The organism is Hydrogenophaga sp. R2 (genome assembly GCF_049843595.1).
In the GTDB taxonomy this organism is placed as follows: Bacteria; Pseudomonadota; Gammaproteobacteria; order Burkholderiales; family Burkholderiaceae_C; genus Hydrogenophaga.
In genome coordinates this window covers 464,719-487,035 of the sequence record NZ_JBBHZN010000001.1, presented here as the reverse complement: position 1 = coordinate 487,035, position 22,317 = coordinate 464,719, and the positions used below count along the sequence as shown (strand labels likewise).

Here is a 22,317-nt window from a genome sequence, read left to right as displayed (position 1 = left end):
ATGAGCGCCCAACACAGCCCCAAGCCGCTGGACGGCATGCTGGTGGTGGCCCTGGAGCAGGCGGTGGCCGCTCCCTGGTGCACCAGCCGCCTGGCCGATGCCGGTGCGCGGGTCATCAAGATCGAGCGGCCCGAAGGCGACTTTGCCCGTGGCTACGACCGCGCGGTGCACGGCGAGTCGTCCTACTTCGTGTGGATCAACCGCGGCAAGGAATCCATCGCGCTGGACCTGAAGCAGCCCGACGACCTGGCCCTGCTGGAGCGCATGCTGTCCCGCGCCGACGTGTTCATCCAGAACCTGGCACCGGGCGCCACCGGGCGGCTGGGCATCGGATCGGAAGCCCTGCGCCAGCGCCACCCGCGCCTGGTGACGTGCGACATCAGCGGCTATGGCGACCACGGCAGCCTGCAGCTCATGAAGGCCTACGACCTGCTGATCCAGGCCGAGAGCGGGCTGATCTCCATCAGCGGCGCGCCGGGCGAATGGGGCCGCATCGGCGTGTCGCTGTGCGACATCACCGCCGGCATGAACGCGCTCATCGGCATCCAGCAGGCGCTGTTCCAGCGCTACCGCACCGGGCGGGGCTCGGGCATCCAGGTGTCGCTGTTCGACTCGGCCTCCGAGCTCATGGGCGTGCCCTACCTGCAGACCCGCCATGGCGGCAAGGCCCCCGAGCGCGTGGGCCTGAAGCACCCCACCATCGCGCCCTACGGCGCCTTCACCTGCGCCGATGGCCGCGACATCCTGGTGTCGATCCAGAACGAGCGCGAATGGGCCGACTTCTGCCGCGACGTGCTGCGCCGGCCCGACCTGCTCAGCCACCCGCAGTTCGCCAGCAACGCGGTGCGGGTGGAGAACCGGCCGCTGGTGGACGGCACCGTGGCCCAGGTGTTTGCCGAACTCACCTCGGCCGAGGTGATCGACCGCCTCACCACCGCCCGCACCGCGTTCGGCAGCGTCAATTCGGTGCAGGACCTCATCACCCACCCGCAGCTGCGCACCCGGCGCATGAAGGTCAACGGCCATGTGGCCGAGGTGCCCGCCCTGCCCTGGATCACCGAGTGGGACGACGAGACCTACCGCGAGATCCCGGCGGTCAACGCACAGGGCGATGCGCTGCGGCGCGAGTTCGCGGCCAGCCCGCAGGCCGCCAGCAGCCCGGCCGACGCCATGGCCAAGTGAGCGGTCGGTCGGGGCAGGCGGGCCGATAATCCGCCCCGCCATGCACCGACTCGACACCGAACGCCAGCGCCTGTTCCACCTGCCCGAGGGCGGCCTCGGCCCGCACCAGGGCCGGGTGCGCTGCCTGTGGATCGAACTGTCCCGCCCGGCCGACTGGCCCCCGCTGCGCGCGGTGTGGCAGGCGTTGCAAACCGAACTCGACCTGCCCGCGCCGGCCATCGCGGTGTCGGGCCAGGGTGGCCTGCAGCTGTGGCTGCCGCTGGCGCAGCCGGTGGCCCTGGCCGAGGCCGCGGCCTTTCTGGACGCGCTGTGCCGCCACCACCTGCCCGGACTGACCGACTTGAAGCCGGGTCGGCTGCGCTGCTGGCCCGATGCCCAGGGCACCCTGCCGGCACCGGCCGCCGTGCCGGCGCCGGTGACTGGCGGTGACGAGCCGCGCTGGTCGGCCTTCGTCACGCCCGACCTGCCCGCCGTGTTCGGCGAAGACGCCTGGCTGGACCTGCCCCCCGGCGACGACGCGCAGGCCGACCTGCTCTCGCGCATCCAGCCCGTCACCCCGGCGGCCTGGGCCGTTGCCCGGCAGCGGCTGGGCCTGAACCGCCCTGCCGTGCCCGAGCCGGCAGCGGACACACCTGCTGCTGCGTTCGCCGCAGCGACGGGCGCCACCACGCCGGTGGCCTTCCTGCGTTCGGTCATGAACGATCCGCAGGCCCCGCTGGCCCTGCGCGTGGAAGCCGCGCGTGCCCTGCTGGCGGCGGGCCTGGGCGACACGGCCTGAGCGGCCCGCCGCCTATCATCGAGCCATGCTTTCACCCGAACAGTTCTTCGGCTTCCTGCTGGCGGCCGTGCTCATCACCGCCTCGCCCGGCCCCGACAACCTGCTGGTGCTGAGCACCGGCATGTCCCGTGGCCGCCGCCACGGCATCGCCTTCGGCCTGGGCTGCGCCGCCGGCTGCCTGAGCCACACCGCGCTGGCCCTGGCCGGGGTGAGTGCGCTGGTGGCGGCGTCGCCCACGGCCTTCACCGCCCTGCGCTGGGCCGGTGGCCTCTACCTGGTGTGGCTGGGCGTGCAGGCCCTGCGCCATGCGGGCCAGAGCAGCCTGGGCAGCGCCACCGCCAGCAGCGAGACCCCGGGCCGGCTGTTCGCCAAGGGCCTGGTGGCCAATGCCATCAACCCCAAGGTGGTGCTGTTCTTCCTGTCGTTCCTGCCGCAGTTCGTGCAGCCCGCTCAAGGCAGCGTGGGCCTGCAGATCGGCCTGCTGGGCCTGCTGTTCACGCTGCAGGCCGCCGTGCTGTTCGGCCTGCTGGGCTTTTTTGCCGGCAGCGTGGGCAGCTGGCTGCAGCGCCGCCCCGGCGCCGGCCTGTGGCTGGACCGGGTGGCCGGCGTGCTGTTCGTGGGCCTGGGCCTGCGGCTGATCCTGTCACGCTGAGCGCGCGCGTTCGCGCAGCGCGAACTTCTGGATCTTGCCGGTGGCCGTGGTGGGCAGCGGCCCGAACACCACCTTGCGCGGCACCTTGTAATGGGCCAGGTGGTCGCGGCACCACTGGATGATCTCGGCCTCGGTGGCCTGCATGTCGGGCTTGAGCTGCACGAAGGCGCAGGGCGTCTCGCCCCACTTCTCGTCGGGCCTGGCCACCACCGCCGCGAGCTGCGTGGCCGGGTGGCGGTAGAGCGCGATCTCCACCTCGACGCTGGAGATGTTTTCGCCGCCGGAGATGATGATGTCCTTCTTGCGGTCCTTGATCTCGATGTAGTGGTCGGCGTGCCAGACCGCCAGGTCGCCGGTGTGCATCCAGCCGCCCTTGAAGGCCTCGGAGGTGGCGGCTTCGTCGTCCAGGTAGCCCAGCATCACGGTGTTGGAGCGGATCAGGATCTCGCCCATGCTCTCGCCGTCCTGCGGCATGGGCTCGCAGGTGTCGGGGTGGCCCACGCGCTGCTCCTCCACCACCGGGTAACGCACACCCTGGCGGGCCATGAAGTTGGCCCGCTCCTCCAGCGGCAACTCAGCCCAGCCGGCCTGCACCGCGGCATAGGTGCTGGGGCCCTGCAGCTCGGTCATGCCGTAGATCTGCAGCACCTGGAAGCCGATCTCCTCCATGGCCTTGATGACCTTGGCCGGCGGCGGCGAGCCCCCGGTCTGGATGTGCACCGTGTGCCGGTAGGTGCGCGTCTGCGCGGCCGGCGACGAGGTCAGCATGGACAGCACGGTGGGCGCGCCGCACATGTGGGTGACGCCGTGCTCGCCGATCAGCTTGAAGATCAGTTCGGGGTCGACGGCGCGCAGGCAGACCTGGGTGCCGCCCATGGCCACCGTGCTCCAGGCAAAGCACCAGCCGTTGCAGTGGAACAGGGGCAGCGTCCACAGGTACACCAGGTGCAGCGGCAGCGGCCAGGCCGAGATGTTGCCCATGGCCTCCAGGAAGGTGCCCCGGTGGTGGTAGACCACGCCCTTGGGCCGGCCGGTGGTGCCGGAGGTGTAGTTGAGTGCGATGGGCGCGTACTCGTCGGTGGGCGGCGTCCAGCGGAAGGCCGGGTCGCCCTCGGCCAGGAAGTCTTCGTACAGGCACTGGCCGATGCGTTCACCCGGGCCCTGGTAGAGCGCATCGTCGTTGTCGATCACCAGCACCTTGTGGTCGGTGCGCTGCAGCGCGGTGGCCACCACGGGCGCGAACTGGCGGTCGACCACCAGCACGCGGGCCTGCGAGTGCGCCAGGATGTAGGCCACGGTATCGGCATCGAGCCGGGTGTTGATGGTGCACAGCACGGCACCGGCCATGGGCACGCCGAAGTGCGCATCGATCATGGCCGGCACATTGGGCAGCATGACGGCCACCACGTCGCCGGCCTGCACGCCGCGCCGCTGCAGGGCCGAGGCCAGACGGCAGGCCCGCTGGTGCAGTTCGGCATAGCGGATGCGCTGCTCGCCATGCACCACGGCCAGGCGGTCCGGAAAGATCTCGGCCGAGCGCTGCAGGAAGCCCACCGGCGTGAGCGGCACCCGGTTGGCCGGCCCGGGCACCAGCCGGGTCCAGCGGTCCTGCAACCGGGATGGCGTGGGGTGGGTCGACGACGGGCCTGCGCTCATGGTTCCTCCTGGGGATGGCTGAAAAAGCCAGTGTCGGCGCGGGTGGCACCGCCGTCCATGGGAAGAAACACGGAGGCCCCGCAGGCCCCGGGGCGGATCAGGCCTGGCCGGTCTCGCGGTAGCGGCGGCGGCGCGCGTCGTCCAGCACCGCATTGAAGGTGACCGGTGCCAGCATGGTGGTGACCACGCCCATGAGCACCAGCACCGAGAACATCTCGCGGCCGATGAAGCCGCGCTCGAACGCGATGCTGGCCACCACCAGCTCCATGGCGCCACGGCCATTGAGGATGAAGCCCAGGCCCAGCGCCTCGCGGCCCGACATGCCGATCAGCCGCCCGCCCCACCAGCCGGCCAGCACCTTGGACGCAATGGCCGCACCCAGCACCGCCGCCACGAAGCCCAGATCGGTCAGGGCCTCCACATGGAACTCCAGGCCCAGGTAGGCAAAGAACACCGGGGCCAGAAAGCCGCCGGTGATGGACCCCAGGGTGCGCTTGAGGTCGTCGTAGCGGGCCGCCACGAAATGGCGCTGGTCGAGCAGCAAGGCGCCGAAGAAGGCGCCGATGACGAAGTGGAAGCCCAGCCCCTCGCTCAGCGATCCGAAGGCCAGCACGAACACCACCACGATGCCGAACAGCGCCTCCGGGCCGAACAGCGCGGCCAGCCTCTCCGGCCCGGCCGACACATTGATGCCGCGCTTCTCCAGCCAGCCCAGCAGCAGGTTCAGCCCCACCACCGCCGAGACCAGCACCAGCAGCTTGACCATGACCACCGAGCCGGTGGACACCACCTGCCCCCAGGTGGTCTGCTCGGGCAGGGCCAGCAGGATGCCCAGGATGAACAGGGCCAGCACGTCGTTGATGATGGCGGTGGAGATGGCGTGGTGGCCGATGGGGGTGTCGAGCATGCCCAGCTCGTCCAGCATCTTCACCGCCACCGGCAGCGCGGTGATGGAGATGCACAGCCCCAGGAAGATGGTGCGCATGAGGTCCAGCTCGAAGGCCCAGGCCACCAGCAGGCCCGAACCGAAGGGCAGCACGAAGGCGATCAGTGCGACCACCAGGCCACGGCCGCGCATGGCCCGGGCGATCTCGTGAAAGCTCATCTCCAGGCCGGCGGCCAGGATCACCAGGAAGATGGCCAGCGAGGCAATGCCCGAGAGCGCTGCACTCGGGTGCACCAGCCCCAGCACCGACGGCCCGAGCAGGATGCCGGCCAGCATTTCCCCCACGATGGCCGGCTGACCCCAGCGCGCGAACAGGTGGCCCAGCACGCGGGCCAGGACGATGAGGACAAGAAGGCTGGTGAGGATCTGCATGAACCGCTCAGTGTGCCTGAGCCGTGCCGCGTTGCAGCCACTCGATGAAGGCCGCCACCTCGGGCCGCAGGCGGTCGCGGCTGCGGCGGTGCAGGAAGTGCATGGGGCGGCTGAGGTGCTGGTGGCGCTGACCCCCCCAGACCTTGAGCTCGCCGCTGTGCAGCTCGCGTTCGGCCAGCCGGGCGCTCTCCAGGGCCATGCCCATGCCGTCCACCGCCGCCGAGATGGCCAGCGCGGCGCGGTCGAACGACAGCTTGGGCGTGCGCGTGGGCGGCCAGCCGTTCAGGCGGAACCACTCGGCCCAGGTCACGTCGCTGAGCTGCGATTCGATCAGCGTGAGCGCATCGAGCGGGGGTGGCTTGCGCGGGTTGGGCATGAGCTGCGGCGCAATCAGCGGCACGATGCGCTCCTCGCCCAGGTCGGTCACCTCGATGTCCGGGGCCTGCCGGGGTCGGCCATAGGCGATCCACAGGTCGATGTCGCGGGCGGCGGCCAGGTCCACCGGATCGGAGCCGGTGGTCAGGCGGATGCTGATGTCGGGGTGCTGGCGGCGGAAGTCCGCCAGGCGCGGCCCCAGCCACTTGACGGCAAAGCTCGGCGCGCAGTGCAGCGAGAGCACCTGCTCGGCATCGGGCAGGGCCACCTCGCGGCAGGCCATGTCGAGCGCATCGAACAGGCGGTTGAGCTGGTCGAAGAGGCGCTGTCCGCTGGGGGTGAGTTCGATGCGGCGGTGGTGGCGCTCGAACAGCCCGCGCCCGAAGTGGGCTTCGAGGTGGCGGATCTGGTGGCTGACCGCCGAGGGGGTGATGTGCAGTTCGTCGGCCGCCAGCATGAAGCTGCGGTGACGGGCCACGGCCTCGAAGGTCCGCAGCTGCATGAGGTGGGGCAAGCGGCGCATCGCTGCGCAGTGTAGCGGCGCGCCGCTGCCCCGGCCTGGCTCAGTCGAACATGTCGGGCTCGGTGCGCACCAGGTCGTTCCAGATGGTCTGGAAGTGCAGCCAGCCGATGTATTCGCTGCCCACGTGTTCGCGGCTGTAACGGGCGCGGTCGGCCGGCACCAGGCGCGGCGTGGCACCGGTGGCCATCACGGCCAGCTGCTGCTGGCAGCAACGCTCCAGGGCAATGAACCAGAAGGCCGCCGCCTCGATGCTGTGGCGGCTGGCGGTGAACAGGCCATGGTTCTGGTGGATGGCGGCCTTCACGCCCTTGAACCAGTCGGCCACCTTCAGGCCGGCCTTCACTTCCACTGCCACCTGGCCGGCCTCGTCGCCGATGACCACATGGTCTTCAAAGAAGGCCGCGGCGTCCTGCGAGATGGGGTCCAGCGGCTTGCCCAGCGAGGCAAAGGCGGTGCCGTACACCGTGTGGGCATGGCACATGGCCACGATGTCGGGATGCGCCTCGTGCACGGCGGCGTGCAGCACGAAACCGGCGCGGTTGACCGCGTGCTGGCCTTCCACCACCTTGCCCTGGTGGTCCACCAGGATCAGGTTGGACACCTTGACCTGCGCGAAGTGCACCGCCATGGGGTTGGTCCAGTACAGGTGCGGGTGCTCCGGATCGCGGATGGTCAGGTGGCCGGCAAAGCCGTAGTCGAAGCCCTGGCGCGCAAAGGCGCGGCAGGCGCCCACCAGACGCTCCTTGAGGTACTGGCGGGTGCGGGCCACGTCGTCGAACGCCGGAATGCCCGGAAAGATCAGGCCGGGCTGGTCGGGCTGGTAGATCGAGACCTTCTTGTGCACCAGCGGGTCGTGGCGGTATTCCTTCTGGCCGAGGGCTTCGAGTTTTTCAAGCAGGGCGGACATGGTGTCTCCAGGGGTGGTGTGTGAACGTTCTGGATGATGGCCCTGCCCTGGCCTGCCGACAAACGATGGTTTTTCAGCTTGACATGAAATCAACTCATGCCAGGATGAACCGGGCCACCACCCCGTTGAGCCGCTGCGCCTGGTCCTTCAGGCTCTCGGCCGCGGCTGCGCTCTCTTCCACCAGCGCCGCGTTCTGCTGCGTCATCTGGTCGAGCTGGACTACTGCCGTGTTCACCTGGCCGATGCCGTCGCTCTGCTCGCCCGCGGCTGCCGTGATCTCGCCGATGATGTCGCTCACCCGCTGCACCGAGCCCACGATCTCGCTCATGGTGTTGCCCGCATCGGCCACCAGCTTGCTGCCCGCCTCCACGCGGTCCACGCTCGCGCCGATCAGGCCCTTGATCTCCTTGGCCGCCTGCGCGCTGCGCTGCGCCAGGTTGCGCACCTCGCCGGCCACCACCGCAAAGCCACGGCCCTGCTCACCCGCGCGGGCGGCTTCCACCGCGGCATTGAGCGCCAGGATGTTGGTCTGGAAGGCGATGCCGTCGATCACGCCGATGATGTCGTTGATCTTCTTGCTGCTGTGGTTGATCTCGTCCATGGTCGTGACCACCTGGGCCACCACCTCGCCACCACGGGCGGCGATCTCGGCCGCGCTGGCGGCGAGCTGGTTGGCCTGGCGGGCCGCATCGGCGCTCTGGCGCACGGTGCTGGTGAGCTCCTCCATCGAGGCCGCGGTTTCTTCCAGGTTGCTCGCGGTCTGCTCGGTGCGGCTGGAGAGGTCCTGGTTGCCCCGGGCGAGTTCCTCGCTGCTGTGACCGATCGCCTGCGCCGACTGGCGGATGCCCACCACCACCGCAGCGAGCTGCTGCTGCATGCGCTGCAGGCCACCGAGCACCTGACCGGGCTCGTCGCGACCCGACACCACGATGGCATTGCCCAGATGGCCTTCGGCCATGCGGTCGATCACCTCGGTGGCCTGTTGCAGCGGGCGCGCAATGCGGCTGGCCATGAGGGTGCCCAGGGCGAGCGCCAGCAGCACCGCAGCCACGCTGCTGCCCACGGTGATCCACCAGGCGCGGCGCTGTATGGCGGCCAGGTCGGCCACGGTGGCGTCCACCCGCTGCGTCACCGCGTCGCTGATCTGCACGAAAGCCTGGTCGGCGGCACGGATGCCGGCCTTGGACGGCTCCATCGCCTTGTTGGCCGCCCAGGGATCGTTGATCTCGCCGATGGTGATGCGGCGGTTGATGTCGTTGACCACGGTCTGATAGGCCGTGATCGAGGTGACCATGGTCTGCAGCGCCTCCTGTTCGGCCCCACCCAGCTGCGGCTGGAGCCCGCGCAGCATGTCCAGGGTGGAGGCCACCTGGGCCTGCCAGGCCTTGTGGTAACGCTCCAGCTCGGCCTCGAAGGCCAGGTTGAGGAACATGTCCTTCTCGAAGCGGCGCATGTTGCCGATGGCCGAACGGGCATCGCCCAGGGTGCGGACCGCCGCCACCTCGGTGGTGGCCAGGCGCTGCCCGGCGTCCACGGCGCGGCTCAGGCTCCACAACGAAAGCAGACCCACCGCCAGGATGGCCAGGGCCATCAGGCCGACGAGGCCGGCCAGCTTGGTCCGTACCGGCATGTTGGAAAGAATGGACATGTCGACTCCCTGAATGTCACTGAACTGCCACAAATCTGCTGCGGTGCAGCACGTCACTTCTATCGGCGGCGCGGCCGCGCTCTGGAGGGGTTTCAGCTCCCGTCCGGCCCGGCGGTGCGGAACAGGGCCTGACCCGCCTTCACCCGGGCACCGTCCTGCACCACCGGCAACGGCGCCAGACCGGGTGGCAACAGCACGATGATGGTGGAGCCGTGCTCGAACCAGCCCATCTCCTGGCCCCTGGCCAGCGCGGCGGGCTGCTCGATCACGTTGGGGCCGGGCCAGCGCAGGTGCAGGCGCACGTCCAGCCAGTGCAGGCGGATGCTGGCCACCAGCACGGCGGCCACCGGCACCAGCACCAGCGGGGCATCGCCCCAGCCCGGCAGCCGGCATTCGATGACGGCGCGCTCGTTGCGGCAGAACAGCCGCTGCACGCGCTGGAGCGCGATCGGGTTGACGTTCCAGGTGTCGCCGCTGATGTAGGTCACGCGGTCGGCCTGCAGATCGGCCGGCGCATGGAAGCGGTGGTACATGCTCGATGTGAGCCGCAGCGTGAGGTAGTGGCCGCCCTGCATGCGGGCCGCCAGTTCGGGGGAACGCAGCAGTTCGGACAGCGGGTACGGCGAGCCCTTGGCCTGCAGCACCTGGGTGCCGTCGATGCGGCCATGGGCGCCCACGATGCCGTCGCACGGGCTGCACAGCACGGCGGGATCGGGGTCGAACGGCCGCAGGCCGGGGCGCAGCTCGCGGGTGAAGCATTCCTGCAGGCTCTGGTAGCGCCGGGGCACCGCCTCGCTCAGGTCCAGATCGGTGAACAGGCGCCAGACCGCGATGGACCCACGCGTGAGCAGCGGGCTGCGGATGCGGCTGAACCAGCCCATGAACCGGGTGGCCGCGATGCGCGGAATGCGGTTGGTCAGCAGGAAGTTGAGGTCTTCGTTGAGCAGCAGGCGGTCGCGCCAGTGGGCCAGGTTCATGGTTCTGTCAAAGCGGTGGTCTACAACTCTGGCATCTCCACTTTGCAGGCTTGTGTCAGATGAACCTGGGCCACCTGTCTCCCACCGACCAGCTGCTCTCGGCCCTGCCGCTGGTGGGTCCGCGCCTGCTGCTGTCGCGGGCCAAGCACCGCTCGCTGGCCGGCCATTCGCGCATGGCCAAAAGGCTGGCGCGCTGGATACCGGGCTACACCCACCAGGGCGACGCCTTCTTCACCGCCGATGGCGCCAGCGCGGCCACCGTGGCCCGGCGCCAGGCCGGCTTTGCCGAGCTGTCCCAGCAGCTCAGGAGCATGGCACCGCGCAGCCTGGCGGCCACGGCCGAGGCGCGTGCGGGCCTGCCCGATCTGCAGCTCACCAGCCAGTACCGCGTGCCCTACCCGTTCAGCGAGATGGCCCGCACCCATCTGCCGGTGCCCTCGTTCTGGGCCCAGGCCGAAGGGGTGTCGCTGATCGATCTGGACGGCAACCGCTTCCACGATCTGACCGGCTCCTACGGCGTCAACCTGTTCGGCGTCGACTTCTACCGCCAGACCATGGCCGAAGGTGCCCGCCTGGGCGACGCGCTCGGACCGGTGCTGGGCGGCTACCACCCCTGCGTGCTGGACAACGTGCAGCGCCTGCAGGCGATCTCGGGGCAGGAAGCGGTGTCCTTCCACATGTCGGGCACCGAAGCGGTGATGCAGGCGGTGCGCCTGGCGCGTTACCACACCGGTCGGCGCAAGCTGGTGCGCTTCTGCGGGGCCTACCACGGCTGGTGGGACGATGTGCAGCCCGGCCCGGGCAATCCCATGCCGCCCGGCCATGTCTACACCCTGCGCGACATGGACGAACGCAGCCTGCAGGTGCTGCGCCGGCGGCGCGACATCGCCTGCGTGCTGGTCAACCCGATCCAGGCCATGCACCCCAACCGCAATGCGCCCGGCGACACCGCCCTGGTCACCGGGCGGCACCACACCGCCGTGCCACGTGAGGCCTATGCGGCCTGGCTGCAGCGCCTGCGCGAGGTGTGCACCGAATGCGGCATTGCGCTCATCTTCGACGAGGTCTTCCTGGGCTTCCGCCTGGCCCCGGGCGGCGCACAGGCCTACTACGGCGTGCAGGCCGATCTGGTGACCTACGGCAAGACGCTGGGCGGCGGCTTCCCGGTGGGCGTGGTCTGCGGTGCAGCGCGCTGGATGCAGCGCTACCGCAGCGAGCGCCCGGCCGACATCTGCTTTGCCCGCGGCACCTTCAATGCGCATCCGCATGTGATGGGTGCCATGAACGCCTTCCTGCGCCGGCTCGATTCGCCCGAGGTGCAGCGCCTGTACGAGGGCATGAACGAACGCTGGCAGGCCGAGCGCGATCGCTTCAACCAGGCCCTGACCGAAGCCGGGGTGCCGGTGCGGCTGGACGGGCTGAGCACCGTGTGGACGGTGAACTTCCTCTGCCCCTCGCGCTACCACTGGATGCTGCAGTACTACCTGCGGCGCCACCACCTGGCCCTGAGCTGGGTCGGCAGCGGCCGCCTGGTGTTCGGGCTGCAGTTCACACCGGCCGATCTGGCCCGGGTGCGGACCGCCTTCGTGCAGGCCTGCCGGGACATGCAGCGCGATGGCTGGTGGGACGCGCTGCCCGACGCGGGTCGCAGCATGCGCCGGCGCATCGCCTCCGAAATCTGGGAGGCCCTGCGGCGTTGATCAGGCGCGGCGGGCGCCCGGCTCCAGCCACTCGCCCCGCAGCAGGTGCAGGGGGGCGCGCCAGTAGAGCTGGATGTCGTGGAACGGGTCGGTGACGATCTTGATGGCCCACACCAGGCCGGTGCGCAGGCTCTGCGTGGCCCACAGCTGCAGCACGCGCAGCACCAGACCGCCCACACCCAGCCACAGCCACATCCAGCCCAGCTGGTGCAGGAAGCTGCCGGTGTCGGTGTGCGGCTCGAAGGCACCCCACAGACCGGGCTGCAGCCACAGCAGCACCGGGGTGCCGGCCCAGGCCAGCATCAGCACCACCTTGCGGCGCAGGTTGTAGCCCACCTTCACGGCTTCCTTGTATTCATGCGTGACCTGGTTGATCTCGTCGAAGCCCTTGGGCTCGAAGAAGAAGTGCCCGGCCTGGCGGCTGACCATCGACACCGTCCAGGCCAGCAGGGCGGCCCAGGCAGGGTCCACCGCCAGCAGCCCGTAGGCCACCAGAAAGCTGATGGCGCTGAGCAGGTGCAGGCTCTGGTTGATGCGGCTGTGGTGGTAGTAGCGGTGGTCGTCCCAGCGCTGCGCAGCGAGGTCCAGGGAGAGGCGGTTCAGGGTCGGGGTCACGGCGGGGTCTCCATGCAACAAGGATGCGCGCATGCTGGCGACCGACCATGTAAGAGCGTTGACAGAGCGGTGCATCCGCCGTGACAGCCTGCCTGACCTGTCATGGCGCTGTTACGCGCCGGCCCCAGCATGCAGCCATGCACCCGACCCTGAACACCGACGACGAGCTGCTCATCGAACACCTGCCGGTGGACCGCCCCAGCCTGCGGGTGGCCGTGGTGACCGAGACCTATCCGCCGGAGGTCAATGGCGTGGCACTGACCCTGCAGCAACTGCTGCAGCGCCTGCAGGCCCGCAACCACCAGATCCGGCTGGTGCGCCCGCGCCAGCCCGCACACGACGGTCCCTGGAACGCTCCGGGCAGCCTGGAGCAGGCCGAGCTGCTGGTGCGCAGCCTGCCGGTACCGCGCTACCCGCAGCTGCGCATGGGCCTGCCCATGAAGCGGGCGCTGCTGGCCCAGTGGACGCGCCAGCGGCCCGACCTGGTGCACGTGGCCACCGAGGGGCCGCTGGGCTGGTCGGCGGTGCAGGCCGCACGCAAGCTGCGCCTGCCGGTCAGCACCGACTTCCGCACCAACTTCCATGCCTACACCCAGCACTACGGCCTGGGCTGGCTGCGCAAGCCCATGGCCGCCTACCTGCGCCGCTTCCACAACCTGGCCGACTGCACCATGGTGCCCTCGGCGGACCTGCGGGACGAGCTGTCGGCCCAGGGCTTCGAGCGGCTGCTGCTGGTGGGGCGCGGCATCGACACGGTGCGCTTCGATCCGGCCCGCCGCAGCGAGGCCCTGAGAGCCCCCTGGGGCGTGGCGCCGGACCAGCCGGTGCTGCTGTGGGTGGGCCGGCTGGCCCGCGAGAAAAACCCCGAGCTGTTCATCCGCTGCTGGGCCGCCATGCGCATGGCCCGCCCCGACCTGCGCCTGGTGGTGGTGGGCGACGGTCCGGCGCGCGAGGTACTGGCCCAGGCCTGCCCCGACGCGGTGATGGCGGGCGCCCGCCACGGGGACGATCTGGCCGCCCACTACGCCAGCGCCGACCTGTTCGTCTTCCCCAGCGTGACCGAGACCTACGGCAACGTCACGCCCGAGGCCCTGGCCAGCGGGCTGGCGGTGCTGGCCTTCGGCTACGCCGCCGCGGCCGAGCGCATCCGCCACGAAGACAACGGCCTGCTGGTGCCCCGCGGGGACGATGCCGCCTTCATCGAGCAGGCGGTGCGCCTGGCCAGAGACCCCGCGCTGGTGGCGTCCCTGCGCCGCCGGGCGCGAACCACCACGCTGACCTGCGGCTGGGACACGGTGGCCGCGCAGGTGGAGGGCATCTGGCAGGGGCTGGCCGCGCAGCCGCGCGGCCAGCTGCGGCCGCTCTGAGCGGCCGCATCGTCACACCGGCAGGGGCCGGCGGTCCACACCCGTGCCCACGTCGATCAGACGCACCCCGCCGCGCCGGCCGATGCCGTGGTACTCGATGCCCAGCTCGTCCATCAGGGCGGGCTCGTACAGGTTGCGGCCATCGAACACCAGCGGCTGGCGCATGGCGGATGCCACGCGGGCCCAGTCCGGGTTGTGGAAGCACTTCCATTCGGTGACCACCAGCAGGGCATCGGCATCGGCCACGGCGGCCAGCGGCGAATCGACCAGCGCCAGACTGCCCGGCACCCGCTGCACGCAGGCCTCCTTCGGGCTGTGGAAGGCAGCGGGCTGCCCGGCCGCCGCGCGGTCGGCGCTGATGGCGCGCCGAGCCTCGGCCATGGCCACCGGGTCGTGGGCCCGCACCTCGGCACCGCGCGCCAGCAAGGCGGCCACGATGCTGCGGCTGGGGGCATCGCGCATGTCGTCGGTGTTGGGCTTGAAGGCCAGCCCCCACAGGCCGATGCGGCGCCCGCGCAGATCGGCCCCCAGGCGATCGACCAGGCGGCGCGCCAGCAGATCCTTCTGCTGGTGATTCACCTCCTCGGTGGCCTCCACCACCCGCATGCGGAGGCCGTGCAGCGATGCGCTGTGCACCAGGGCACGGGTGTCCTTGGGGAAACAGCTGCCGCCGTAGCCGGTGCCGGCGTACAGGAAGCTGTGGCCGATGCGGCTGTCCGAGCCGATGCCGCGCCGCACCGCATCCACATCGGCCCCCAGCGCGTCGGCCAGCCGGGCCACATCGTTCATGAACGAGATGCGCGTGGCCAGCATGGCGTTGGCGGCGTACTTGGTCAGTTCGGCGCTCGCCGTGTCCATCCACAAGGTGCGCTCGTGGTGGCGGTTGAACGGGGCGTACAGGCGCTGGAGCAGCGTGCGGGCCTGCTGGCCGTCTTCACCCGGAGGCAGGCCGATGACGATGCGGTCGGGGCGCATGAAGTCGTCGATGGCCGCGCCCTCTTTCAGGAACTCGGGGTTGGACACCACGGCGAAGCGCGTGTCGCTGTTGCCGCACTCGGCCAGCCGCTCGCGCAGCACCCGGGCCACCCGGTCGGCCGTGCCCACCGGCACGGTGGACTTGTTGATGACCACCTTGAAACCGTTCATGTGGCGGCCGATCTGGTCGGCCACCGCCAGCACATGCTGCAGGTCGGCCGAACCGTCTTCCTGCGGCGGTGTGCCCACGGCAATGAAGATCAGCTCGGCGGCCTGCACCGCGGATGCGATCTGGGTGGAAAAGTGCAGCCGGCCGGCGTCCAGGTTGCGCCGCAGCCAGTCGTCCAGACCGGGCTCGTAGATCGGCACGCCACCGGCCTGCAGCACCGTCACCCGGCCGTGGTCGCGGTCCACGCAGACCACATCGTTGCCCAGCTCGGCCAGGCAGGTTGCCGTGACCAGACCCACATAACCCGCACCCACCACTGCAATCTTCATGGAGCACCTCCGGTGTTGTGGGTGCCATGGTTCGCGTGCGGTGTGACAAGCCCTTGGCGGGCGCATGACAAGGCCATGAATCGGTGGCGGCCGGCCCGGCACGGCCCGGTGTCATGCAGCGGTCATGTGAATGCCACTGCCGCGTCACGGGCCACCTTCAGCATGCCGGCATGCACGAGCCTGCCTGACCACCCACCGGGAACCCCATGTTCAAACCCTACCTGGACGACGACATGCCCCGCCCCGGCTGCCAGTACCGTGCGGTGTTCATCTCCGACCTGCACCTGGGCACGCCCGGCTGCCAGGCCCAGGCCCTGCTGGCCTTCCTGCGCTCGCACCAGAGCGAGCACCTGTACCTGGTGGGCGACATCATCGACGGCTGGCAGCTGCGCCGCCGCTGGTTCTGGCCGCAGGCCCACAACGATGTCATCCAGAAGATCCTCAAGCGCGCCCGCAAGGGCTGCCGCGTGGTCTTCGTGCCCGGCAACCACGACGAGTTCGCCCGGCACTTCGTGGGACATCACTTCGGCGGCGTGGTGGTGGAACAGGAAGCGGTGCATACCACCGCCGACGGCAAGCGCCTGTGGGTGGTGCACGGCGACCACTTCGACGGCGTCATCCAGTGCGCGCGCTGGCTGGCCTACCTGGGCGACAACCTGTACGAACTCGCGCTGCGCCTGAACCGGCACCTCAACGCCTGGCGGGCCCGCCTGGGCCTGCCGTACTGGTCGCTCTCGCAGTACCTCAAGCTCAAGGTGAAGTCGGCGCTCAACTACGTCACCCAGTTCGAGGCCGCCGTGGCCGCCGAGGCGCGGCGCCGGGGTCTGGATGGCGTGGTGTGTGGCCACATCCACCGCGCCGAGATGCGCATGATCGACGGCACCCTGTACTGCAACGATGGCGACTGGGTCGAGAGCCTCACCGCGCTGGTGGAGCACATGGATGGCCGGCTGGAGATCGTGCAATGGGCGCAGGCCCACGACGCCGGTCCCGCGCCCGCCACCCCCGAGCCCGAACAGCTCGCCCCCGTCACCTGAATCCGTTCCCGATGCCCGTTTCCCTGCCCTGCGCCCTGCGGCGCGTTGTCCTGCTGTCCGCCCTGACCCTGCTGTCTTCGCCCGCGTTGGCCGAAGAACCCATCACCGGCACCGGTGCCACCTTTCCCGCCAAGGTCTACCTGCAATGGGCCGAAGACCACACGCGCCTGACGCAGCAGGCGGTGAAGTACCTGCCGGCCGGCTCGTCGGCCGGCGTGAAGGCGGTGTCGGAAGGCACGGTGGATTTCGGCGCCAGCGATGTGCCGCTGTCGGCCGCCGAACTGGACAGGCGCGGCCTGTTCCAGTTCCCCACCCTGGTGGGCGGCATCGTGCCCTTCGTGAACCTGCCCGGCCTGGCCAGCGGCGAGCTCCGGCTGGACGCACCCACCCTGGCCCGCATCTGGGCCGGCAGCATCACCCGCTGGAACGACAGCGCCATCCGCGCACTCAACCCGGACCTCGACCTGCCCGCGCTGCCCATCCAGCGCGTGGTGCGCAGCGACGGCTCGGGCACCACCACCGTGTTCGTGCAGTACCTGCGCCAGGCCGCGCCCGAACAGGCCAGAGCCATCGAGCCCGATGGCGGGCGGGCGCGCTGGCCAGGCAACACCACCGGTGCCGACGGGTCCAGCAAGCTGGTGGCCGCCGTCAAGGCCACGCCGGGCGCCATCGGCTACGCCTCCAGCGACTACACCCTGCGCGACCGCCTCACCGCCGTGAGCCTGCGCAACCCGCGTGGCGAATTCGTGCAGCCCGACCTGCCGGCCTTCCGGGCGGCCATCGTGGCCGGCGGGTTGTTCAAGAACGGGCTGGCACCCACGCCGCTGCTGGGCACCCAGGGAGCCGGCGCCTGGCCCATCGTCACCGCCACCTATGTGCTGGTGCCCAGCCGGCCGGCCTCGGTCGAGCGTGCGGCCCGCACCCTGCAGTTCTTCTACCGCTCGTTCCTGCTGGGCGACAAGGCCGTGGCCGGCACCGGCTTTGCACCGCTGCCGGTGGCCACCCAGGCGCGCATCGTGGCGCTGCTGACCGGCTTCCGCACCCGCGACGGCGTGCTGGTGCCCGTGATCGGCCTGGCCGATCCGGCGGTGGCCCGCTGAAGCACGGCCCGGACATGAAAAAACCCGCCAGCGGCGGGTTCATCGAATGGCCTGGGGGCCGGGAGCACGGGGCCCGTTGTCTGGAGGCGCGATCCGGAGTCGAACCGGACTAGACGGATTTGCAATCCGTTGCATAACCGCTTTGCTATCGCGCCGTGTCGGTTGCTGCAAAAAAGGGAAGCAGCGCTTCCCTTTTTTGTGGATGTCTGGAGCGGGAAACGAGGTTCGAACTCGCGACCTCAACCTTGGCAAGGTTGCGCTCTACCAACTGAGCTATTCCCGCATGTTCCGGTGATCGTTTGCACGCTCGCCGAAAACCAGAATTATAGCCCAGAAAATCGCCCTCCCTCAAGGGTCGGTGGATTTTCCGGGGGGCCGGTTCAGTGCTTGGTGGCGTCGGCACTGCCGGTGGCCGGACGGGCCGAGGCGGCCGCGATCTGCGCCGCCACTTCCTCGTCGGTCAGCGGCACCGGCTGGCGTTCCAGCGCAATGGTCAGCACCTTGTCGATCCACTTCACCGGGACGATCTCCAGACCTTCCTTGACGTTGTCCGGAATGTCGGCCAGGTCCTTCACGTTCTCTTCGGGAATGATGACCGTCTTGATGCCGCCACGCAGCGCTGCGAGCATCTTTTCCTTCAGGCCGCCGATGGCCGTGACCTCGCCGCGCAACGTGATCTCGCCGGTCATGGCCACGTCGGCCCGCACCGGAATGCCGGTGAGTGCCGACACCAGGGCGGTCGTCATGGCGATGCCGGCGCTCGGGCCGTCCTTGGGCGTGGCGCCGTCGGGCACGTGGATGTGCAGGTCGCGCTTGTCGAACTGCTCGTCCTTGATGCCCAGCACGCGGGCGCGGCTGCGCACCACGGTGCGAGCGGCCTCGACCGATTCCTTCATCACGTCGCCCAGCGAACCGGTGCGGGTGATCACGCCCTTGCCCGGCATGGTGGCCACCTCGATGGTCAGCAGATCGCCGCCCACCTCGGTCCAGGCCAGACCGACCACCTGGCCCACCTGGTTCTGCTGCTCGGCGCGGCCGTAGGTGTACTTGCGCACACCCAGGAACTCGCTGAGGTTCTCGGCCGTGACCTGCACGGTGGGCTGGTACTTCTTGAGCAGCAGGCCCTTGACCACCTTGCGGCAGATCTTGGAGAGCTCGCGCTCCAGCGAACGCACGCCGGCCTCGCGGGTGTAGTAGCGCACGATGTCGCGCACCGCGTCTTCCTGCACCGCCATCTCGCCGTCGCGGATGCCGTTGTTCTTGATCTGCTTGGGCAGCAGGTAGCGCATGGCGATGTTGGTCTTCTCGTCCTCGGTGTAGCCCGAGAGGCGGATGACCTCCATGCGGTCCAGCAGCGCCGGCGGGATGTTCATGGAGTTGGAGGTGGCCACGAACATCACGTCCGACAGGTCGAAGTCGACCTCCACATAGTGGTCGCCGAAGGTGTGGTTCTGCTCCGGGTCCAGCACTTCCAGCAACGCGCTGGACGGATCACCGCGGAAATCGGTGCCAAGCTTGTCGATCTCGTCCAGCAGGAACAGCGGGTTGCGCGTGCCCACCTTCGAGAGGCTCTGCAGCACCTTGCCCGGCATGGCGCCGATGTAGGTGCGGCGGTGCCCGCGGATCTCGGCCTCGTCGCGCATGCCGCCCAGGGCCATGCGCACGTACTTGCGGCCGGTGGCCTTCGCAATGGATTGCCCCAGCGAGGTCTTGCCCACGCCCGGCGGGCCGACCAGGCACAGGATGGGTGCCTTCACCTTGTCCACGCGCTGCTGCACCGCGAGGTATTCGAGGATGCGGTCCTTGACCTTCTCCAGGCCGTAGTGGTCTTCGTTGAGCACACCCTCGGCGTGCGAGAGGTCGTGCTTGATCTTGGTCTTCTTGCTCCAGGGCAGGGCCACCAGCGCATCGATGTAGTTGCGCACCACGGTGGCCTCGGCCGACATGGGCGACATCAGCTTGAGCTTCTTGAACTCGGCCTCGGCCTTCTTGCGCGCCTCGGCGGGCATGCGGGCGGCCTTGATCTTCTTCTCGATCTCTTCGATGTCGGCGCCCTCTTCGCCTTCGCCGAGCTCCTTCTGGATGGCCTTGACCTGCTCGTTGAGGTAGAAGTCGCGCTGGTTCTTCTCCATCTGGCGCTTCACGCGGCCCCGGATCTTCTTGTCGACATTGAGGATGTCGACCTCGCGCTCGAGCTGCTCGAAGAGGTTTTCCAGGCGCTTGACCACCGGGTCGAGATCGAGCACCACCTGCTTGGACTCGAGCTTGAGCGGCAGGTGCGCCGCAATGGTGTCGGCCAGGCGACCCGGGTCGTCGATGCTGGAGATGGACGTGAGGATCTCGGACGGGATCTTCTTGTTGAGCTTCACGTACTGGTCGAACTGCTGCATGACCGCACGGCGCAGCGCTTCGAGCTCGTTGGCCTGGGTGTCCACGCGCTCCTGGGCCGGGTCGACCGGCGCCACGTTGGCCACGAAGTGGGCCTCGCCGTCGGTGATGGACAGCACCTTGGCGCGCTGCACGCCTTCCACCAGCACCTTCACCGTGCCGTCGGGCAGTTTGAGCATCTGCAGGATGGTGGCCACGCAGCCCATCTCGAACATGTCCTCGGTGGACGGTTCGTCCTTGGCGGCGGCCTTCTGGGCCACCAGCATGATGCGGCGCTCGGACTCCATGGCCGATTCCAGGGCCTTGATGCTCTTGGGCCGTCCCACGAACAGGGGAATGACCATGTGCGGGAAGACCACCACATCGCGCAAGGGCAGCAGGGGCAGGTCGACCGGCGTGCTGGGCAGGGGGGTTTGACCGGACATTTCAACCTCGACAAAAGGGCCAGATGGGGCTGGCGGGCGTGGCATCAACCACGCCGGTGATGGGGTTGTCCAACGGGGGCGTCAGGCCTCAGGCCTGCTTGGCCGCCTCCCGGTAGACCAGCAGGGGGGGCTTGTTCTCGTCGATGGTGGACTCGTCCACCACCACCTTCTCGACATTGCTCATGCCCGGCAGCTCGAACATGGTGTCGATGAGGGCGTTCTCCAGGATGGAGCGCAGACCACGGGCGCCGGTCTTGCGGACCAGGGCCTTGCGGGCAATCGCCTTGAGGGCGGCCGGCCGCACCTCCAGCTCGGCGCCTTCCATGGACAGCAGGCGGGCGAACTGCTTGACCACCGCGTTCTTCGGCTCGGTCAGGATCTGCACCAGCGCGTCCTCGCTCAGCTCGGCCAGCGCGGCGATCACCGGCACGCGGCCCACCAGCTCGGGAATCAGGCCGAACTTGATCAGGTCCTCGGGTTCGATTTCCTGGAAGGCCTCGGTGATGGACCGGGCCTGCTTGCTCTTGACCGTGGCGCCGAAACCGATGCCGGAGGCCTCGGTGCGGTTCTCGATGATCTTTTCCAGACCGGCAAAGGCACCGCCGCAGATGAACAGGATGTTGGTGGTGTCGACCTGCAGGAAGTCCTGGTTGGGGTGCTTGCGGCCACCCTGCGGCGGCACGCTGGCCATGGTGCCTTCCACCAGCTTGAGCAGGGCCTGCTGCACGCCCTCGCCCGACACGTCGCGGGTGATGGAGGGGTTGTCGGACTTGCGGGTGATCTTGTCGATCTCGTCGATGTAGACGATGCCCTGCTGGGCGCGCTCCACGTCGTAGTTGCAGCTCTGCAGCAGCTTGGCGACGATGTTCTCCACGTCCTCGCCCACGTAGCCGGCTTCGGTCAGGGTGGTGGCGTCGGCCATCACGAAGGGCACGTTGAGCATGCGGGCCATGGTCTGGGCCAGCAGGGTCTTGCCCGAACCGGTGGGACCGATCAGCAGGATGTTGCTCTTGGCCAGCTCCACGTCGTCCTTGCGGGCGGTCTGCTTGTGGCGCAGGCGCTTGTAATGGTTGTACACGGCCACGGCCAGCGCGCGCTTGGCGGCGTCCTGACCGATGACGTAGTTGTCCAGGTTGGCCTTGAGCTGGGCCGGGGTGGGCAGGTCGTCACCCGAGGCCTTGACCGACTCCACACCGGGCAGCTCGTCCCGGATGATGTCGTTGCACAGGTCGATGCATTCGTCGCAGATGAACACCGAAGGACCAGCGATGAGCTTCTTGACCTCGTGCTGGCTCTTGCCGCAGAAGGAGCAATACAGGGCTTTTTCGCTGGAGGCGGCTTTTTTGTCGGCCATGAAGTCGTGTTCCGGAATCGTGATGTCAATGATAGTTCAATGACCTGGCCGCCGAAGCCGGCAGAAACGGGCACAACAGGCCCCGTTTCTGCCGGTATTGATGCCCCGAAACGGGGTCAGGCAGCCGAGGGGCGCTTGTCGATGACCTTGTCGATCAGGCCGTATTCGGCCGATTCGGCAGCGCTGAGGTAGTAGTCGCGCTCGGTGTCGCGCTCGATCTTTTCCAGCGGCTGGCCGGTGCGCTCGGCCAGGATGCGGTTGAGCTGCTCGCGGGTCTTGAGGATCTCGCGGGCGTGGATCTCGATTTCCGTGGCCTGGCCCTGGGTGCCGCCCAGGGGCTGGTGGATCATGACCTTGGAGTTGGGCAGTGCAAAACGCTTGCCCTTGGCACCAGCGGCCAGCAGGAAGGCGCCCATGCTGGCGGCCATGCCGATGCACAGCGTCGACACGTCGGGCTTGATGAAGTTCATGGTGTCGAAGATGGCCATGCCGGCGCTGACCGAACCGCCCGGGGAGTTGATGTAGAACGAGATATCCTTGTCCGGGTTCTCGCTTTCCAGGAACAGCAGCTGGGCCACCACCAGGTTGGCAGACTGGTCGTTGACCGGTCCCACCAGGAAGATCACCCGCTCGCGCAGCAGGCGGGAATAGATGTCGTAGGCGCGTTCACCGCGGCCCGACTGCTCGATGACCATGGGCACCATGCCCAGACCTTGGATGTCCATTGCGCTCATGTTTTTCTCCGTAGATGGATGCGTTGGCATGGGGTTACTGTAACCAACCCGTCACCGTCATTTTCCCCTCAGGGATTTCACGGCCGGGAATCGGGCACTTGGGGGCGG

Annotated in this window: 18 protein-coding genes and 2 tRNA genes; 7 read left to right on the top strand and 13 right to left on the bottom strand. The window is 69.0% G+C overall.

Annotated elements, in window-relative coordinates; all coding sequences use genetic code 11:
• Genes WD026_RS02370 through WD026_RS02360 form a run of 3 tightly spaced genes read left to right on the top strand, consistent with a single transcriptional unit; the run spans position 1 to position 2,612 of the window.
• Complete coding sequence (locus WD026_RS02370; RefSeq protein WP_425722055.1) at positions 1 to 1,182, top strand: CaiB/BaiF CoA transferase family protein; 1,182 nt, start codon at positions 1 to 3, stop codon at positions 1,180 to 1,182.
• 40 nt (positions 1,183 to 1,222) lie between these two features.
• Complete coding sequence (locus tag WD026_RS02365) at positions 1,223 to 1,960, top strand: hypothetical protein (RefSeq protein ID WP_425722054.1); 738 nt, start codon at positions 1,223 to 1,225, stop codon at positions 1,958 to 1,960.
• Between the two features lie 25 nt (positions 1,961 to 1,985).
• Positions 1,986 to 2,612: a LysE family translocator gene (locus tag WD026_RS02360; RefSeq protein WP_425722053.1), complete on the top strand. Its 627-nt coding sequence runs from the start codon at positions 1,986 to 1,988 to the stop codon at positions 2,610 to 2,612.
• Here WD026_RS02360 and WD026_RS02355 read toward each other — a convergent pair.
• The 6 genes from WD026_RS02355 to asd form a co-directional block, all read right to left on the bottom strand.
• The gene (locus WD026_RS02355; protein ID WP_425722052.1) at positions 2,604 to 4,268 is read right to left on the bottom strand and encodes a long-chain-fatty-acid--CoA ligase; all 1,665 of its coding nucleotides are present in this window, start codon (positions 4,266 to 4,268) and stop codon (positions 2,604 to 2,606) included. The two genes, WD026_RS02360 and WD026_RS02355, sit on opposite strands and share 9 nt — an antisense overlap.
• 97 nt (positions 4,269 to 4,365) lie before the next feature.
• Positions 4,366 to 5,586 carry a cation:proton antiporter gene (locus WD026_RS02350; RefSeq protein WP_425722051.1) on the bottom strand — a complete coding sequence of 407 codons (1,221 nt, stop codon included), beginning with the start codon at positions 5,584 to 5,586 and terminating at the stop codon, positions 4,366 to 4,368.
• A gap of 7 nt (positions 5,587 to 5,593) precedes the next feature.
• Positions 5,594 to 6,484, bottom strand: a complete 891-nt coding sequence (locus WD026_RS02345) for a LysR substrate-binding domain-containing protein (protein WP_425722050.1) — start codon at positions 6,482 to 6,484, stop codon at positions 5,594 to 5,596.
• 40 nt (positions 6,485 to 6,524) lie between these two features.
• On the bottom strand, positions 6,525 to 7,391 hold the full coding sequence (locus WD026_RS02340) for a class II aldolase/adducin family protein (RefSeq protein WP_425722049.1): 867 nt from the start codon (positions 7,389 to 7,391) through the stop codon (positions 6,525 to 6,527).
• 94 nt (positions 7,392 to 7,485) lie between these two features.
• The gene (locus WD026_RS02335; RefSeq protein WP_425722048.1) at positions 7,486 to 9,039 is read right to left on the bottom strand and encodes a methyl-accepting chemotaxis protein; all 1,554 of its coding nucleotides are present in this window, start codon (positions 9,037 to 9,039) and stop codon (positions 7,486 to 7,488) included.
• Positions 9,040 to 9,131: 92 nt separating this feature from the next.
• Positions 9,132 to 10,016 (bottom strand): archaetidylserine decarboxylase, encoded by an 885-nt coding sequence (gene asd / locus WD026_RS02330; protein ID WP_425722047.1) that lies wholly within the window; start codon positions 10,014 to 10,016, stop codon positions 9,132 to 9,134.
• Positions 10,017 to 10,075: 59 nt separating this feature from the next.
• Between asd and WD026_RS02325 the strand changes: the two genes are divergently transcribed.
• Positions 10,076 to 11,716, top strand: coding sequence for an aminotransferase class III-fold pyridoxal phosphate-dependent enzyme (locus WD026_RS02325; protein ID WP_425722046.1), 1,641 nt, complete (start codon positions 10,076 to 10,078; stop codon positions 11,714 to 11,716).
• On the opposite strand, the gene WD026_RS02320 is transcribed toward WD026_RS02325, so the two are convergent.
• On the bottom strand, positions 11,717 to 12,331 hold the full coding sequence (locus tag WD026_RS02320; RefSeq protein ID WP_425722045.1) for a hypothetical protein: 615 nt from the start codon (positions 12,329 to 12,331) through the stop codon (positions 11,717 to 11,719).
• A 137-nt stretch (positions 12,332 to 12,468) separates the two neighbouring features.
• Between WD026_RS02320 and WD026_RS02315 the strand changes: the two genes are divergently transcribed.
• The gene (locus tag WD026_RS02315) at positions 12,469 to 13,698 is read left to right on the top strand and encodes a glycosyltransferase family 4 protein (RefSeq protein ID WP_425722044.1); all 1,230 of its coding nucleotides are present in this window, start codon (positions 12,469 to 12,471) and stop codon (positions 13,696 to 13,698) included.
• Positions 13,699 to 13,710: 12 nt separating this feature from the next.
• Here the strand turns inward: WD026_RS02315 and WD026_RS02310 are convergent, their stop codons facing one another.
• Positions 13,711 to 15,171 (bottom strand): UDP-glucose dehydrogenase family protein, encoded by a 1,461-nt coding sequence (locus WD026_RS02310; RefSeq protein WP_425722043.1) that lies wholly within the window; start codon positions 15,169 to 15,171, stop codon positions 13,711 to 13,713.
• Positions 15,172 to 15,377: 206 nt separating this feature from the next.
• On the opposite strand from WD026_RS02310, the gene WD026_RS02305 reads away from it, so the two are divergent.
• Both WD026_RS02305 and pstS read left to right on the top strand, forming a co-directional pair.
• Complete coding sequence (locus WD026_RS02305) at positions 15,378 to 16,208, top strand: UDP-2,3-diacylglucosamine diphosphatase (protein ID WP_425722042.1); 831 nt, start codon at positions 15,378 to 15,380, stop codon at positions 16,206 to 16,208.
• A gap of 11 nt (positions 16,209 to 16,219) precedes the next feature.
• Positions 16,220 to 17,308: a phosphate ABC transporter substrate-binding protein PstS gene (pstS, locus tag WD026_RS02300; RefSeq protein ID WP_425722041.1), complete on the top strand. Its 1,089-nt coding sequence runs from the start codon at positions 16,220 to 16,222 to the stop codon at positions 17,306 to 17,308.
• Positions 17,309 to 17,389: 81 nt separating this feature from the next.
• On the opposite strand, the gene WD026_RS02295 is transcribed toward pstS, so the two are convergent.
• The 5 genes from WD026_RS02295 to clpP all read right to left on the bottom strand — a co-directional run bounded on the left by WD026_RS02295 (position 17,390) and on the right by clpP (position 22,209).
• Positions 17,390 to 17,463, bottom strand: a tRNA-Cys gene (locus tag WD026_RS02295).
• 52 nt (positions 17,464 to 17,515) lie between these two features.
• A tRNA-Gly gene (locus WD026_RS02290) sits at positions 17,516 to 17,591 on the bottom strand.
• A 97-nt stretch (positions 17,592 to 17,688) separates the two neighbouring features.
• Positions 17,689 to 20,121, bottom strand: coding sequence for an endopeptidase La (lon, locus tag WD026_RS02285; protein ID WP_425722040.1), 2,433 nt, complete (start codon positions 20,119 to 20,121; stop codon positions 17,689 to 17,691).
• 88 nt (positions 20,122 to 20,209) lie between these two features.
• Positions 20,210 to 21,475, bottom strand: coding sequence for an ATP-dependent Clp protease ATP-binding subunit ClpX (gene clpX, locus WD026_RS02280; protein WP_425722039.1), 1,266 nt, complete (start codon positions 21,473 to 21,475; stop codon positions 20,210 to 20,212).
• A gap of 116 nt (positions 21,476 to 21,591) precedes the next feature.
• On the bottom strand, positions 21,592 to 22,209 hold the full coding sequence (gene clpP, locus WD026_RS02275) for an ATP-dependent Clp endopeptidase proteolytic subunit ClpP (RefSeq protein WP_425722038.1): 618 nt from the start codon (positions 22,207 to 22,209) through the stop codon (positions 21,592 to 21,594).
• Positions 22,210 to 22,317: the final 108 nt, after the last annotated feature.

What these genes read in the sequence shown, in the direction of transcription:
- WD026_RS02365 (WP_425722054.1), top strand. Translation starts at nt 1,223, where the DNA reads ATGCACCGACTCGACACCGAACGCCAGCGCCTGTTCCACCTGCCCGAG.
- WD026_RS02345 (WP_425722050.1), bottom strand. Translation starts at nt 6,484, where the DNA reads ATGCGCCGCTTGCCCCACCTCATGCAGCTGCGGACCTTCGAGGCCGTG.
- WD026_RS02350 (WP_425722051.1), bottom strand. Translation starts at nt 5,586, where the DNA reads ATGCAGATCCTCACCAGCCTTCTTGTCCTCATCGTCCTGGCCCGCGTG.
- WD026_RS02355 (WP_425722052.1), bottom strand. Translation starts at nt 4,268, where the DNA reads ATGAGCGCAGGCCCGTCGTCGACCCACCCCACGCCATCCCGGTTGCAG.
- asd (WP_425722047.1), bottom strand. Translation starts at nt 10,016, where the DNA reads ATGAACCTGGCCCACTGGCGCGACCGCCTGCTGCTCAACGAAGACCTC.
- pstS (WP_425722041.1), top strand. Translation starts at nt 16,220, where the DNA reads ATGCCCGTTTCCCTGCCCTGCGCCCTGCGGCGCGTTGTCCTGCTGTCC.
- WD026_RS02315 (WP_425722044.1), top strand. Translation starts at nt 12,469, where the DNA reads ATGCACCCGACCCTGAACACCGACGACGAGCTGCTCATCGAACACCTG.
- clpX (WP_425722039.1), bottom strand. Translation starts at nt 21,475, where the DNA reads ATGGCCGACAAAAAAGCCGCCTCCAGCGAAAAAGCCCTGTATTGCTCC.
- WD026_RS02360 (WP_425722053.1), top strand. Translation starts at nt 1,986, where the DNA reads ATGCTTTCACCCGAACAGTTCTTCGGCTTCCTGCTGGCGGCCGTGCTC.
- WD026_RS02325 (WP_425722046.1), top strand. Translation starts at nt 10,076, where the DNA reads ATGAACCTGGGCCACCTGTCTCCCACCGACCAGCTGCTCTCGGCCCTG.
- WD026_RS02335 (WP_425722048.1), bottom strand. Translation starts at nt 9,039, where the DNA reads ATGTCCATTCTTTCCAACATGCCGGTACGGACCAAGCTGGCCGGCCTC.
- WD026_RS02305 (WP_425722042.1), top strand. Translation starts at nt 15,378, where the DNA reads ATGTTCAAACCCTACCTGGACGACGACATGCCCCGCCCCGGCTGCCAG.
- WD026_RS02370 (WP_425722055.1), top strand. Translation starts at nt 1, where the DNA reads ATGAGCGCCCAACACAGCCCCAAGCCGCTGGACGGCATGCTGGTGGTG.
- WD026_RS02340 (WP_425722049.1), bottom strand. Translation starts at nt 7,391, where the DNA reads ATGTCCGCCCTGCTTGAAAAACTCGAAGCCCTCGGCCAGAAGGAATAC.
- clpP (WP_425722038.1), bottom strand. Translation starts at nt 22,209, where the DNA reads ATGAGCGCAATGGACATCCAAGGTCTGGGCATGGTGCCCATGGTCATC.
- lon (WP_425722040.1), bottom strand. Translation starts at nt 20,121, where the DNA reads ATGTCCGGTCAAACCCCCCTGCCCAGCACGCCGGTCGACCTGCCCCTG.
- WD026_RS02310 (WP_425722043.1), bottom strand. Translation starts at nt 15,171, where the DNA reads ATGAAGATTGCAGTGGTGGGTGCGGGTTATGTGGGTCTGGTCACGGCA.